This window comes from Polaromonas sp. P1_E1_2, assembly GCF_056406035.1.
This window is the reverse complement of the sequence record NZ_JBFUAZ010000036.1, coordinates 1-14770: the sequence shown is the minus strand read 5'-3', so window position 1 is coordinate 14770 and position 14770 is coordinate 1. Positions and strand designations below refer to the sequence as shown.

General features: G+C 65.3%; 12 protein-coding genes. 9 read left to right on the top strand and 3 right to left on the bottom strand.

Annotated elements, in window-relative coordinates; all coding sequences use genetic code 11:
* The 9 genes from AC1D1P_RS03855 to AC1D1P_RS03815 form a co-directional block, all read left to right on the top strand.
* The coding region (locus AC1D1P_RS03855; protein ID WP_477672135.1) for a YybH family protein at positions 1–621 on the top strand (621 nt) is incomplete at its 5' end.
* Positions 622–707: 86 nt separating this feature from the next.
* Positions 708–1952 (top strand): L,D-transpeptidase family protein, encoded by a 1245-nt coding sequence (locus tag AC1D1P_RS03850; RefSeq protein WP_477668986.1) that lies wholly within the window; start codon positions 708–710, stop codon positions 1950–1952.
* On the top strand, positions 1952–2668 hold the full coding sequence (locus AC1D1P_RS03845; protein ID WP_477672134.1) for a peptidylprolyl isomerase: 717 nt from the start codon (positions 1952–1954) through the stop codon (positions 2666–2668). The genes AC1D1P_RS03850 and AC1D1P_RS03845 overlap by 1 nt, the downstream gene beginning before the upstream one ends.
* Before the next feature lie 26 nt (positions 2669–2694).
* The gene (locus tag AC1D1P_RS03840) at positions 2695–3204 is read left to right on the top strand and encodes a peptidylprolyl isomerase (protein WP_477668984.1); all 510 of its coding nucleotides are present in this window, start codon (positions 2695–2697) and stop codon (positions 3202–3204) included.
* Positions 3205–3267: 63 nt separating this feature from the next.
* Positions 3268–4044: a UDP-2,3-diacylglucosamine diphosphatase gene (locus tag AC1D1P_RS03835; RefSeq protein ID WP_477672136.1), complete on the top strand. Its 777-nt coding sequence runs from the start codon at positions 3268–3270 to the stop codon at positions 4042–4044.
* A 37-nt stretch (positions 4045–4081) separates the two neighbouring features.
* A complete protein-coding gene (locus AC1D1P_RS03830; protein WP_477668983.1) occupies positions 4082–4849 on the top strand; it encodes a M90 family metallopeptidase in 768 nt (255 codons plus the stop codon).
* 204 nt (positions 4850–5053) lie between these two features.
* On the top strand, positions 5054–6001 hold the full coding sequence (locus tag AC1D1P_RS03825) for a hypothetical protein (RefSeq protein ID WP_477672133.1): 948 nt from the start codon (positions 5054–5056) through the stop codon (positions 5999–6001).
* Positions 6002–6165: 164 nt separating this feature from the next.
* The gene (locus AC1D1P_RS03820; protein WP_477668982.1) at positions 6166–6762 is read left to right on the top strand and encodes a sigma-70 family RNA polymerase sigma factor; all 597 of its coding nucleotides are present in this window, start codon (positions 6166–6168) and stop codon (positions 6760–6762) included.
* Positions 6759–7931, top strand: a complete 1173-nt coding sequence (locus AC1D1P_RS03815) for an ankyrin repeat domain-containing protein (RefSeq protein ID WP_477672132.1) — start codon at positions 6759–6761, stop codon at positions 7929–7931. The genes AC1D1P_RS03820 and AC1D1P_RS03815 overlap by 4 nt, the downstream gene beginning before the upstream one ends.
* A gap of 108 nt (positions 7932–8039) precedes the next feature.
* Here the strand turns inward: AC1D1P_RS03815 and trhA are convergent, their stop codons facing one another.
* From trhA to AC1D1P_RS03800, 3 genes are all read right to left on the bottom strand, one after another.
* On the bottom strand, positions 8040–8810 hold the full coding sequence (gene trhA, locus AC1D1P_RS03810; protein WP_477672131.1) for a PAQR family membrane homeostasis protein TrhA: 771 nt from the start codon (positions 8808–8810) through the stop codon (positions 8040–8042).
* Positions 8807–11656, bottom strand: a complete 2850-nt coding sequence (locus AC1D1P_RS03805) for a DUF349 domain-containing protein (RefSeq protein ID WP_477672130.1) — start codon at positions 11654–11656, stop codon at positions 8807–8809. The genes trhA and AC1D1P_RS03805 overlap by 4 nt, the downstream gene beginning before the upstream one ends.
* Before the next feature lie 185 nt (positions 11657–11841).
* A partial coding sequence (locus AC1D1P_RS03800; protein ID WP_477672129.1) for a DUF748 domain-containing protein occupies positions 11842–14770 on the bottom strand: 2929 nt, incomplete at its 5' end.

Sequence of the window (14770 nt, the reverse complement as noted above, 5' to 3'; positions counted from 1 at the left end):
GTCTACGCCAGGCTCGCCAGCCAGGCCTATAGCAAGGCCCTGCAACTCGACGGCGGCAACGCTGCCGTTCCGCCCAAGCTGGCATTGATCCGCACCCTGTTCTCCGCCGAATCAAAAAGCCCGACCAAGCCGGCTGCCGGCGCACCGACGTCTGGCCCGGCCACAACGGCCCCCGCGGCTCCCGTAGCGGCTGCCAAGCCAGCGCCGGCAGCCCCGGTGGCCGCAGCGCCTGCTCCTGCCGCGCCGCCGGCAACACCCGTAGCACCGGCTGCCGCCGCAGGCACCGAAAAAGAAGTCGAAGCAGCCGTGCGCAGCTGGGCCCAGGCCTGGTCCGACAAGGACATGAACGGCTACCTCAGCAGCTATGGCCAGAATTTCGCGCCGCCCGGCAAGCAGGCACGCAAGGCCTGGGAAGAAGACCGCCGCGCGCGCATCGTCGGCAAGTCGCGCATCAGCGTCAAGCTCTCCGACCTGGCCATCGCCGTACAGGGCGCCAAGGCCACGGCCAGGTTCAAGCAGGACTACAGCGCCGACTCCATCAATATTTCCAGCCGCAAGACGCTGGAGATGGCCAAGGCCGGTGATCGCTGGGTCATCGTCAAGGAATCCACAGGCGGCTGATCGCTGGCGGCCGGCCTGACCCAAGTGCATTGTTCAGCCTGTTCCTGTCCGTCTGTGTTGGCCGGCAAACTTTCGTGGAAGCCCGCATGAAAAAAGCGGCCGCAACGCTTCTCTTCATCGCACCGTGCCTGGCGCTGGCCTTTTCGCCTGCGCGGGCCGAAACCCGCGCGCACACAACCAAGCGGCCCGCCCCGGCAAAAGCCCCCGCCCCGCATGAGGCGCGCGGCGGCGAAGCGGAAGCCCGGCTGATTGAAATCTACAAACTGATCGGCCAGGCGAATTCGCGCGAAGCCCTGCGCAAGGCCGAAGGCCTCGTGAAGGACCACCCCAACTTCCAGCTGGCCCAACTGGTTTACGGCGACTTGCTGGCCGGCTTTACACGCCCTGTCCGCACGCCCGGCGACGTTCCGGATGCCGCTGCCAAGACTGCTGCAGCCCTGCTGGCCGAGTTGCGGCAGGAGTCGCTGCTGCGCCTGCGCGCGCTGCGCGAGCGGCCCGCCCCAGGCCTGGTACCGTCGCAATTCCTGGTGCTGTCATCGCGTAACAAACACGCCATTGCCGTCGATGCGTCCAGGTCACGCCTTTACCTGTTTGAAAACACCAGCGCGGGCCTCAAACTCGTGGCGGACTATTACATCTCGGTTGGAAAATCCGGCATTGAAAAATCCGTCGAAGGCGACCTGCGCACGCCGGTCGGCGTCTACTACATCACCAGCAACCTGAACCCCAAATCGCTGCGCGACTTTTACGGCTCGGGCGCACTGCCCATCAACTACCCCAACCAGCTCGACGTCAAGCGCGGCAAGACCGGCGGCGGCATCTGGCTGCACGGGACACCACCGGCGCAGTTTTCCCGGGCACCGCTGTCCACCGACGGATGCGTCGTGCTGGCCAACCCCGACCTGGAGCGCATCATCCGCACCGTCGAGGTGCGCAGCACGCCCGTCGTGATTGCCCACAGCCTCAAATGGGTGGCGCCGCAATCCCTGGCGGCCGACACCCGGTCGTTCGAAACCGCGCTGCAAAGCTGGCACCACGCCAAGTCCAGCGGCGACATGGCCAAACTTACAACCTGGTACACACCCGATTTCACAAGTTACGGCAAGACGCTGGCCGAATGGACGCCGCTGCTGCAAAGTGAGCTCAAGCAACTCGGTGGGCGCGACATCCTGCTCAAGGACGTGTCTTACCTGCGCTGGACCGACAGCACCGACACGATGGTGGTAACCTTTGGCGAACTGATCAAGGGCGCCAAAACCGGCCGCACCAAGCGCCAGTACTGGATCCGCCAGGGAACCCAGTGGAAGATATTTTTCGAAGGAACCATTTGATGGCAGTTCACATGACGTTTGCGGCGCTTGCGGCGTTTTCTCCCTTGCGCCGCGCCACACTCGCAGCAGTGGCGGCGGCGGGCGTGGCCCTCCTGGCCGGCCCGGCGCTCGCGCAAAGCGCGCCGAAGGTCAAATTCGTCACCAGTGAAGGCGACTTCGTGGTCGAGGTCTATCCCGACAAGGCGCCCAAGACCGTTGAAAATTTCCTGCAGTACGTCAAGGACAAACACTATGACGGCACGATTTTCCACCGCGTGATCAGCAACTTCATGGTGCAGGGCGGCGGCTACGACGCCACCTACGCCGAGAAGAAAACCCGCCCGCCGGTGCCGCATGAAGGCCGCGAGGCGCTCGCCAAGGGTGGGCCCAAAAACGTGGTCGGCACGCTCGCCATGGCGCGCACCAACGATCCCAATTCCGCGTCGTCGCAGTTCTTCATCAACGTAAAGGACAACGACTTCCTGAACCCCACGGTGATTCCCCCCGGAGACCCGGTTCCGAAGTTTGAATACCAGGGCCGCGTCTATGAAAACACCCCGCGCGCCCAGCTCGTCAACGCACCCCAGCTCTTTGGCTACACCGTATTCGGCAAGGTCGTCAGCGGCATGGACGTCGTGAACAAGATCAAGGCCGTGCCCACCGGCGCCGGCGGCCCCTTCCCGACGGATGTTCCCAAGACGCCCGTCCTCATCAAATCAGCAACCCTCGTCAATTAATTGACACAGCCCTACAGGACACCATCATGAGCAATCCCAAAGTAGACCTCCACATCGCCGAATACGGCGTCATCACGCTGGAGCTCGACGCCGCCAAGGCACCCAAGACCGTTGCCAACTTCCTGAACTACGTCAACAAGGGCCATTACGCCAACACAGTGTTTCACCGCGTGATCCCGGGCTTCATGGTGCAGGGCGGTGGCTTTGAACCGGGCATGAAACAAAAGCCTACCGACGGCGAAATCGAGAACGAAGCCAACAACGGCCTGAAGAACGACAACTACACCGTGGCCATGGCGCGTACCAATGCACCGCACTCGGCCAGCTCGCAATTCTTCATCAACGTGGCCGACAACGGCTTCCTGAACCACACCGCACCGAACGCATCGGGCTGGGGTTATGCCGTGTTCGGCAAGGTAGTGGCCGGCGCCGATGTCGTCGACAAGATCAAGGCCGTCAAGACCGGCCGCAAGGGCTTCCATGACGACGTTCCGATGGAAGACGTGATCATCCAAAAAGCCGTTGCAGTGGCCTGAGTGCCCTTTCGGGCCGCGCTTGCCGAAATCCAGCCGGTGAACACCCCCCAGGCCGTGCCCCCCATGGCGGAGCTGCCGGCCCCGCCCGTGTGGCGCACGGTCGACTTCATTTCCGACCTGCATTTGCAGGCCTCGGAGCCGGCTACTTTTGCGGCCTGGCAGCACTACCTTGAAACCACGCCGGCCGACGCGGTCTTCATCCTGGGTGACCTGTTTGAAGTCTGGGTCGGTGACGACGCTGTGGACGACGACCTGCTCGATCCTGCCGCCGGCTTTGACGCGCGCTGCGTGCAGGCCATGGGCAATGCTGCAGGCCGGCTGGCCCTGTTTTTCATGCACGGCAACCGTGACTTCCTGGTGGGCCAGGCCCTGATGGACCTGTGCAACGCTACCTTGCTGGCAGACCCGACCGTGCTGGTTTTTCCCGCCGGCACCGGGCGGCGCTGGCTGCTGTCGCATGGTGACGCCTTGTGCCTGGACGATGTCGACTACATGAACTTTCGCAGCCAGGTCCGCAGCCCCGAATGGCAGCGCGCCTTCCTGGCCAGGCCGCTGGCCGAACGCCAGGCGATTGCGCGCGGGCTGCGCGAGCAAAGCGAAGCACGCAAGAAGTCCGGCGCACAATATGCCGACGTCGACACCCAGGCCGCGCGCCAGTGGCTGCAGGCGGCCAATTCCCGCACGCTGATTCATGGCCACACGCACAAGCCTGCCGTGCATGACCTGGGCGGCGGCCTGTCGCGCGTGGTGCTCAGCGACTGGGACCTGGGCGCCCCGGCGCCGCGCGCGGAAGTGCTGCGCCTGACCGCAGACGGGCTGCAAAGGATTGCGCTGTGCTGACCCTTGTTTCATTTCGCTTAACCACAACCTTCATCCCATGCTGAACTGGTTACGAACACTTGGCGGCTCCAAAGCCCCTGCCAAAACCATCCCGGAAACCCTGTGGATGGACACCCTGCTGCAGTTCCCTTTTCTGGCCCGGCGGCCGGTCACCGAGCTGCAGGAGCTGAACGCACTGACCGACAAATTCCTGAAGCAAAAGGAATTCACCGGCGCACACGGCCTGAAAGTCACCGATGAAATGGCGGTCGCGATTGCCGCACAGGCCTGCCTGCCGGTGTTGCACCTGGGCCTGCGCTGGTATGACGATTTCAAGGGCATCGTGGTTCACCCCGGCGCCATGCTGGCGCGCCGCCAGGTCACCGACCAGGCCGGCGTGGTGCACCACTACAGCGAAGAACTGCTGGGCGAAGCCATGCAGGGCGGCCCCGTCACCCTGAGCTGGCAGGACGTGGCCGGCGCGGGCGAGTCGGCCGAGCACGGCCACAACGTGGTAATCCACGAATTCATCCACAAGATCGACATGCGCGACGGCGCCGCCGACGGCTGCCCACCCTTACCCACGCGCAGTGCCCTCACCTCGTGGCATGCGGTCATGCAGCCGGCTTACGACGGGTTCTGCGAAAAAGTCGCCATGGCCACACGCTTCGGCGCCGAGCCGCCATGGCTGGACAGTTATGGCGCCAGGTCACCGGCCGAATTTTTTGCCGTGGCGTGCGAAGCCTATTTTGTGAACCGCACACGCTTCACGCAGGACTTCGCGCCCCTGACCGTGCTGTTCGACAAGTTTTTCATGCCGAAGTAAGCCGCGGCCGGCTTTCCGGCCGCCTGGCGCGCCGGGTTGACAATTTCCACAAGGGAAATCACCCCTCAGCCCAATCTGGTCAAGCGCAAGCAGCTATCAAATACATAGCAACCGGCCGGCCCGATTTGGTTCTTTTCAGGCCGGCTTAACCCCGTTTCCCTCGCCCCTTCGTTTCAATGGGCTCCACCACTTTCTGGAGCTCACGTGAAAACCCCTCTTCTTGCCTCTTCGATCCTGCTGGCCATCCTCACCATGACCGCCCTTCCCGCGCAGGCCGTCGGCCGGCTGGCCGATGTGACCGTGATTGACCGCAACACCGGCGCCACGCTGCCGCTGTACCACCACCGCGGCGAATACTGGGTGGCCGGCCAGTACGGCGCCAAATACGCCATCGCCGTGCGCAACAAGCTCGGTGAACGGGTGCTGGCCGTAACCGCCGTCGACGGCGTGAATGTGCTGAGCGGCGAAACCGCCGCCTGGGACCAGACCGGCTATGTGTTTTCGCCCTGGCAGCAGTACCAGGTCACCGGCTGGCGCAAAAGCAGCAGTKAGATCGCAGCATTTGAATTTTCCGCACTCGGGGATTCGTACGCCGGCCGCACCGGCAGGCCAGGCAACGTCGGCGTGATCGGTGTGGCGCTCTTCAGGGAGCAGGCTCCCGAGCCGGTCGCCCAGACGCCCGCCTATTCCAGCCGTAAGGAACGCGAAGCCGATGCATCGCTGGGATTTCGAAACGCCCCTTCGCCTTCATCAGCCTCACCGGCACCTTTGGCGGAATCATCCACCGCCGGAAAATCCGCGCTGGCCGACCGCGCCAGCGCCAGCGCCAGCGCCAGCGCCAGCGGCAGCGGCAGCGGCAGCGCGGAAGCTTCTGCCTTGTCCGAAGACCGGGTTAGAAGGCTGCCGTCTACACCCCTGCCTGCCGCCAGGCTCGGCACAGGCCACGGCGCACGGGAAAACTCACTGGTGTCACAGACCACCTTCGCGCGCCTGCAAACACAGCCCAACGAGGTCATCCGCATCCGCTACGACAGCCGCGAGAACCTGATCGCCAGCGGCGTGATCCGCGAACCCGTGGCGCGCAACCCCATCCCTGATCCGTTCCCGCAGTCAGGAAACCCGTCTTATGTACCTGACCCTCCAAGGTATTGAGCCCCCACGGTCGCTCACTTCGTGTAGCTTCCTGCCCCCCGAGGGGGCCGCCCGCCTGCAGTCCGGCAAAGCCGGCCCTGCGGCTCAGGCTTGCATGAAGAACCCCCACGCGGCGGTCTGTTGCCTTGGGGAAGATCGCTCGCCGCGCAGTGATAATCTGGCGCATGCCCAGCGCCACGACGACAGCCGACGACGAAGACAGCGACGAATCGCTGATGCTGCGTTATGCGGCCGGCGACATGGCGGCTTTTGATGCGCTGTATGCGCGGCATGAACTGGGCGTGTGGCGCTATGTGTTTCGCAGTGTGCGGGTACAGGCGGTGGCCGACGACCTCCTGCAGGATGTCTGGTTCGCCGTGGCMCGCAGCGCCGCCACCTATACGGTGACAGCGAAGTTCAAAACGTGGCTGTTCACCATGGCGCACAACCGGATGGTCGATTACTTCCGCACGGTAAAGCAGCATGTCAGCATCGATGGACGCGGCGACGATGAAGAAGGCCTGGGCCTTGGCGATACGCTGGCGGCCGACTCGGGCTTCGGCCCGGTGCGCCGATTGGAGTCCAGCGAGCAGGCCGAGGCGCTGATCGCCGCGGTGGAACGGCTACCGCTGGAACAGCGCGAAGCCTTCCTGCTGCAAGCCGAAGCCGGCATGAGCGTGGAAGACATCGCCACCGCAACCGGCGTCAGCTTTGAAACCGCCAAGAGCCGCCTGCGCTATGCCCGGAACAGCCTGCGCCAGCAGCTACAGGAGTTTGCATGACAGAGCCTGAACACAGCCCGCACAGCGACGAGCTGCTGCAGCGCTACCGGGAGGCCAGCGCAGACGACACACGCCGCCCCGGCGCGCATGTGCGTGACGCCGTGCGCGCCCACGCGCAGATGGTGATCGAAGCCGGCAAGCAGGCCGGTGCGCCGCAAGCTGTCGCCAACACCGATGCAGCGCAGCGCCCGGCAGCCAACCAGTCGCGCTGGAAAATCTCCGCGCTGGCAGGCCTTGCGCTCGCCGGCTTGACGGGGCTGCTGGTGCTGCAATTTGACCGGGGCACCGACGAGGAAAAAGAACTGGCGTTTGGCCAGCCCAGCGCCACGGCGCCTTCATCGCCATCGTCACCAGCTTCACCGCCGGCACCAGCGCCTTCGCCATCGATGGTTCCAGCTCCCGCTCCAGTGGCACCGCAAACACCCGTCACCGAGGCCGACGCCAAGAAGCGATCTGCCGACATTGCGAAGCCGGCTTCGAAATCACCGGCTCCTGCGGCGCAGGACAAAGCAGCGGCCTCGCCCCCGGTGACTGAACCTGTTGTCCGGCAAAGAGAAGCTGAAGCCGCGCCAGCACTGGCTGCTGCAGCCCCTCCAGCCGCGCCGCCTCCCGCACCAGCGCCCGTTGCCGCGCCCGCGCCTGCCGCCGCCGTCCAGGAAAACACGCAGCCCTCGATCGTGCCACGCATGGCCGGTGCCGCGGCCGGATCGCTGGCGGCGCCACCAGCGCAGGCTGATATGGCCGCAGCCGCGCCGGCTGCACGCCCCACACCTGCGGCGCCTGCCGCAGCAGCGCCCGCCGCGCCAGCTGCACGCGCCGTAGCGCCTCAACAAAAGCAGGAAAGCGCCCTGCAATATCGCGCACCGCGTGCAGAAGCAGGTGCCGGGCCCAACCGCCTGGCAGGTGCCTTGCAGGAGGCCGCACGCGCAGGACGCCTGGAGCTACTGGAGCGCCTGCTCCAGCAAGGCGCACCCGTCAACGCAGCCGATACGGCAGGCCGCACGCCGCTCATCCTGGCCGTCATGCAAGGCCACACCGCCGTAGTTCAGCGCCTGCTGGCAGCCGGGGCCAACCCGGCGCTGGTGGATCAGGAAGGACTCAACGCCCTGCAGCATGCGCGGCGGCTGGGCTTTGACGGGATCGCCCACCTGATTGAAGCAGCCTCCTGAGCGCCGGAACGGCATTGCGCCGCGGACTTACAAAGACAATTGGCTTGCAGCCCAATACTGGCGGGCGCAAGCAGCTATGTATTCAATAGCAGTTGCAGACCGGAAGTTTCAGCCGGCGTAATACAGCACCGCAACAACATGGCAGGCGGTACCGGCCGCGACAAACAGGTGCCACACGAAGTGGCCGTAGCGCAGCCGTGAATCGGTGGCGAAGAAGCCGACGCCGAGCGTGTAAAAAAGCCCGCCGGCCACCAGCCAGAAAAGCCCCCAGCCTGGAATCAGCTCCAGCATCGGCTTGATGGCGATCACGGCGATCCATCCCATGGCGAGGTAGAGGATGGTGGACAGCCGTGGCCAGCGCACGCCCGCGAAGGCTTTGACGGCCACACCGGCCAGCGCCATGGCCCAGACCAGGCCGAACAGCGTCCAGCCCCAGGGCCCGCGCAACACGCCCAGCGTGAAGGGCGTGTAGGTGCCGGCAATCAGCAGGTAGATGGCGCCATGGTCCAGGACCTGGAACACCCGCTTGGCGCGCATCGCCCGGATGGCGGGCAAGGCGTGATACAGCATCGAGGTGAAATACAGCACCACCATGGTGGCGGCAAAAACACAGACCGCCGCCACATCGAGCACATCACCGTCGCGCGCACTGGCGATGACCAGGAAAGGCGCCGACACCAGCGCAGCCAGCAGCGCGACACCGTGGCTCACGCTGTTGGCGATCTCCTCGCCCAGCGTCTGTTGCCGGTCTTCCTGGCCCCCACGCTTTTCACTTCGTGTAATGCGCTGCCCCCCGAGGGGGCTGGACTTGCTTGGGGCGGCCCTGCGCTGCGTCCGCAATACTGCGTCAGCTACGTCAGGGCCTGCCGAATCGGTCATCGCTTGAGCAATGCCTTCAGCACGTTCTGCACACGCCTGGCGTTGCCGGCGTCAAAGTTGGCGGCCAGCACCTGGGCGGTGTCTTCACCCCAGGTCTCGGCCGGTGCGGGCGCATTGCGTTTGGTCAGCAGTTGCAACTGCAGCATGCGGCGCGCACTGATGTGCTCGGCAGGTGTCGGCAGTTCCGCGGCAATCTCCAGGCGCAGCAGTGCTTCCGAGGCGTCCTTGCCCGAGGGCGTGCTGACGGCCTGCACCCAGCGGTTGCGCACGGCCGGTGCCACGGCTTTACCGAGGTCCTGCGCGCTCGGCAGTTGCGTGGGGTCGCGCTTTTCCCAGGCGGTGAGCAAGTGCGTCAGCACTTCGCCATGCGCCTGCATCGCGAGCTTTTTGAGCGCCTGGTTGGCGGCCTCAAAGGCTTCGCGCTGGGCACGGAAGGCCGCATCGCCCAGGCGTGGGCCGCGCTCTTCAAAGGCCGGGCGCGCGTTGCGGTCTCCCCGATCATTACCGCGCGGGCCGCGGTCATCGCGACCTTCACGATAAGGCTCAAACTTGTTGTCGGTGCTCTGGCGCGGGCCGCCGGGCTTGCTGCCTGGGCGCGAATCCTTGCGGTCGCCGAACTTGCCGCCGCGTCCTGCCGCTGCGGGCTCGGGCTTCTTCATGCCGGGGCGGTCGTCGCCGCGCCGTGCCACCACGGGTTTGGGCGCAGGCTTGGGTGCAGGTGGCGGCTCGGCGGGCGGGCTGGCCGGCTCGCTGGCTTCGGCAAATTCGGTGGCCGCTGCCTCGGTGGCAGCTTCCGTGGCAGCGGGTGCATCTGCTACGTTTTCTGTAGCTGCTTGCGCTGGCTTCGCGGGCGCTACAGCCTCATTTTCCTTTGCAACGGGGGCGGCATTGATGTCGGCCAGTGCAGCCTCAACCGATGGCGCTGCCGGGGCGGCAACAGGTGCTGACGCCGGTGCGGGCACAGGCACCTGTCCGCGCACGATGGCTTCCAGCGCCTTGGCGGCCGCGTGGATTTTCTGCACGTCACCACTGGCGGTGGCGGCTTCCACAGCCTTGGAGGCGTCCAGCACCATGCGGTCGTATTCGCCCAGCGCCGCGGCGGCTTTTTCGCGTTCGGCGGTCTTGCGCTGGAAGGCGTCGTCGATGGGTTTGCGGAAGGCGTCCCACATCTTCTGCTCTTGCTTGCGCTCGATCGGCACGCCTTGCGCTTCATGCTGCCAGCGCTGTTGCAGCGACTTGACGGCGTCGATGCGCAACATCGGCTCGGCGCCCAGCACATTGGCTTCTTCAATCATGGYCTTGCGGCGTGCAATGCTGTCGTGGCGCGCAGCGGTCAGCGGAGCGTCTGCGGCATCCATCGCGGCTTTCCACTGCGGCTGGATTTCGGCAAAAGCCTTTTCACCCAGATGACCTGCTTCGCGCCATTTTTCGACAAAGCCATTGAGGCTGCGGATGTGGTGCTTCCAGTCGGTGTTGCCCTTGTTGGCTTCGGCCCACGCCAGCACTTCATCAATCAGCAGCTTGCGCTCGGCCTTGACGGTTTCGCTTTGTTCCTTGACCTTCTCCAGCCAAGCCTCAACAACCTTATGCGCTTCGTTGCAGGCATCGTCAAAACGCTTCCACAGCGCATGGTTGGGCGTGCCGCCCTGGTCGCTGGTCTTCCACTGCTCGCGCATGGCGCGCAGGGCTTCCTGTTGCTTGCGTCCGCCCAGCGGCTTGGCCACCAGGGCCTCGGCTTTCACGACGAGTTCTTCGCGGATCTGGTCGGCGCGCCAGCGCTGCCAGCCTTCGAGTTCACCTGCCGCAGTGAGTGCGGCGTGCGCAGCGGCTTCGAGCTTGCTGTCGATGTTGCGAATATGTTCCTTGAGCGCATGACGCAGGTCGGCCGCCACCTTGGGGGTGGACTTGCCATGGCCTTCGGTGACTTCGTGCTCAAGCCGTGCCAGCGCTTCCTGGACGATGGCAGAAGATTTTTCGCGCATGTCTTTCAGCACGGCCGGGTCGATCTTGGCCTTGGGCGCGCGTGCGGGCTGCTCACCCGCTGCAGGCGGCAGGCCGCGTGCGGCGCGCAGTTCGTCGGCCCACACCGGCACAGCCGGCAGCGGTGCGGCAGTGTCTTCAGCAGCCTTCTGGGCCTGCGCAAGGGCGCCCTGGAAGGCTTCCCACACGGCCAGCAACTGCGCGCGCGATGCGTCGAGCAGCGGAGGGAATTTGGTGTCCACACTGGCCCAGTTGGCGTCGTGTGTGATGTCATCGGCTTGCGACTGCCAATGCGTGACGTCGCCGCGCAAGGACTCCAGCGCCGCTTCAGCGTCGTGCCAGGGCTTGAGCGACAGCACTTCGGTACGCTGGGCCAGCAGCACGGCGGCTTCGCGCTGCACCTGGGTGCGGTGCTGCAGGTCTTCAATCGTCTTGACGCGGTCGGCCAGCTGGACCTTCAGGCCGGCCAGCGGCTCTTTGGACAGCGGCGCGCCGGCCTTGGCAGCATCACGCTGCCAGGCCAGGGCGTCGGCCAGGTTGAGCTTGGGCACAGCCAGCAGCGCCTGGGCTTTTTCGGCCCACTCGGCGGCCACGGCTTCCTGGCCTTTGCTGCGCTTGAGTTCGTCGAGCTTTTCTTTCAGCGGCTTGGCGGCGCCCTTGTCGCGGTTGGCCAGGTCTTTGTAGACCTCGGCCATCTGCTCGGCGGTGGGCTCGGTGGCCAGCCAGGTGCGGATGCGCGCCGTGCGTTCACCGGATGTGGGCGCAGAGAAAGCGCCGCCGGTCAGGCCGTCCAGCGGATGGGCTTCAGCCTGCTTGGTGGTAGGCGTTTTCACGGCGGGGGTTTCAGGTTTGGAAGATTTAAACATGGGAGCGCAAGGTCAAAAAATAAGTGCCACCAGCCGCAAGGCTCCCCGGGGAATGGAGGACTTTGCGGGCGGCAGCGGGTGTTGGATTGGATGGGGGGCCGGCGCCGCAACCCGTGTTGCGCGCCCAGGCCCAAAGGCCCCATAAAAGCTTTATCAATAAAGCACTGACGCTATTTTCGCTGTTTTTACGGCATCGCCAAATTCAGCTCCGCGCGGGGTGTCCATTTGGCCTCCGGCGGCACGGATTTGGCGGCCCCCAGAAAGAGCCTTTCAGGCGGTAAATCGCGCGAAGCCAGGTAGTCTTTCACCGCCACGCCGCGCTGCACGGCGAGCTCGCGCATGGCGTCGTCATTCACCTTGATGTCGGCCAGCAGCAGCTTTTCCATCTCGGGCACGGGCAGGTCTTTGGCCAGGCCGACCAGGTTGCGCGGCTTGGGCATGTCGGCGCGTTTATAGACTTCCTTGAGCAAGGCCGGATATTCGGCCGGGCTGATGCTGACTGCCGCCGTCGCGGTGCCGCCCTCTTTGGCCGTGGCGCGGCGCTTTTCAGCGCGCACCAGGGCGTCGAGCCGCTCGCGTTTGAAACCGTCGCGCTCGGCGTCGACACTGCTGGTGCCCACCACGGTGAGCCGCAGCGATGGCCGGTCGGCCAGTGCCTTGGCCACTTTGTCGAGGCCGGCTTTGGCCTCCGGGCCCAGCTCGGCGCTGCCGGCGGCAAACCCCACGGTGCTGAGCTCTTCCCCGCCGCCGCCCAGCGCATTGGCCAGCAAGCTGAAGGGTGCGGTGATGGCTTTCACAATCACGTTGAGGATGACCTTGACGATGATGGGCCCGAGGCTGAACTGCGGGTCATTGAGCGAACCACTGATGGGCAGGTCGATGTCGATCACGCCGTTGCGGTCGGCCAGCAGCGCCACCGCCAGCTTGACCGGCAGGCTGGCGGTGGAACCTTCCACCTTGTCGCCAAAACTGAGCTGGTTCAGGATGACCTTGTTGGTGGCGGTGAGCCGCCCGTCGGGTTGCACCACATAACCCACGTCCACACTGAGCTTGCCGCGGTTGATGCCATAGCCCGAGTACTTGACCGAATACGGCGACAGCGGCGGCAGCTCAAGGTCGCGCACCTTGCCCTTGATGTCGAGCGCCAGCGGCTTGGCCAGCGGGTTGAGCTTGCCCAGGATTTCCAGCGAAGCCGTGCTTTCGGCGCGCCCGCGCAGCTCGAGGTCGGCCATGTTGGGCACGGTGGCCGTGGTACCCGGCACGGTGGGCGCCACCGATGAAAAAGCACTGAGCTTGCCGGTCAGGTCGCTGAGGTCGGCCGAATAATTGGGCTTGACGAAGCGGTCTGAGAACAGCACCTTGCCGTTGATCAGGCTGATCGGGCCGAAGTTGACGATGGGCGGCGGGGAGCCGCCAGCCGCCGCGGCGGGGGCCGTTGGGCTGACCGGTGCTGCGGACACGAATTTTGAGCCTTTAGGGCCACTGGACCGCAATGGTTGTGCGCCGGAAGCTATCGTTTCAGTAGCAGATGAAGCTTGCGGTGAAGATGGCGCCGATGATGGCGAAAGGGCCAGGGTCGCCGTTCCGCCTGCCGCACTTGCGCTGGCGGCCACGGCGTCCTTGCCGGGCTTCACCAGGTTCTGCAAATTGATGCGGCCATCGGGCAGGATGATCACGCGCGCAAAGAAGTCGGTGAGCACGGTTTCCCGCACATCCACCCGGGTCGCCTTGGCTGGGTCCAGCGCCACATTCAGGCCGCGCAGGTTCAGGGCCTTCCAGGCCAGCAGGTCTTCGCTGGGCGCCAGCGTGTTGGCCCGGAACTCTTCCAGCGACACATCACCGGCCACCTGCGCCTGCGGGCCGGCCGGTGTCTGCCGGTAAGACACGCGCCCCTTGAAGCTGGCATCTGCGCGCAGCAGTTCGATGTTGAGCATATCGGCAAGGTAGGGCTCAAATGCCTGCACCGGCAGCCTGTCGACCACCAGCCGGCCCTGCGCCTGAACCGGACTCAAGCCGAGATTGCCGTTGAAATCGACCTTGCCGGGTTCAAACCGGCCGGTGGCCAGGCGCAGCGAGGCGGTCAGCGGCATGGGTTTGGCGGCTTGCGCCTTGGCGTCCGGCCTGTCGTCCAGCACCAGTCCGCCCAGCTGGGCTTTGGCCGCGCTCACCTCAAATACCACCGGCTTGCTGCCCGACTGGTCGGAAAACGACATGGCGCCGCCGTCCAGCTGCACATCGGCAATGGCGACGGCCCATGAAGGCGCCGCCGCGCGTGTTGCCGCGTCGGTAGGGGGCGGCGCCGGCGTTGCGGTGCCCGGACTCGCCATCCAGCGCTGGTACATCCAGCGTTTGTCGGTGTCGCGGTCGACTTTGGCCCTGGGCTGGTCCAGCTGCATTTTGGCGGCCTTGAAGGACTGGCCTGTCACGTCGATGTCAACCTTCCCGAGTTCGACACGCTTGACGGACACCAGCGACACCTTGCCCTGCGCCAGCAGGATGTCACTGACAGTCAGTTGCGGGGCGGTGACCTGCAACTGCTGCGGCTTGTCACCGCTGGGCGCCTGCCAGTTCACGCCGAGCTGAGCGTCGAGCTGCCCGTTCAATGCCGGCAGCAGGAATTGGCCGACGTATTTGGCGGCCATGCCCAAGGGCCAGGCCGCGACGGTGGCCGTGGCCTGAGCGGCCTGGTCGGTGGCTGTGCCGCTAAAGGTGAGCAGCGCCGGTGTTGCAAGCGCTTGCGCAGTGGATGCCGCGGATGAGGCCGGTGTTTTGGCCGGTTGTTTGGCGCCGGTTTTTGCCGGCGCGGGTGCCGGCGGCTCCAATCCGAGCGAACCATTGAACCGCAGGGGCGCGTTAGCCGCAAAAGGCATGGCGATGCCGGAGGCATCGAGCGTCAGTCCGGCGAGGTGAATGTCGGCGGGTGAAGCCAGCGTTTCATCCAGCCAGTTCACTCGCCCGGCGCGCACCGCCACGCGGGCGATCTGCACTTTCCAGGGTGCGGGTGAAGGCGTGGTTTTAGTTGAAGGTGCAGACGCCGGGGCGCCAGCCGAAGCCGCACCGACAGGTGTCTGGGCTTGAATATCGGAAGAGTTTTGGCCTGCAGCCCTTTCTGGC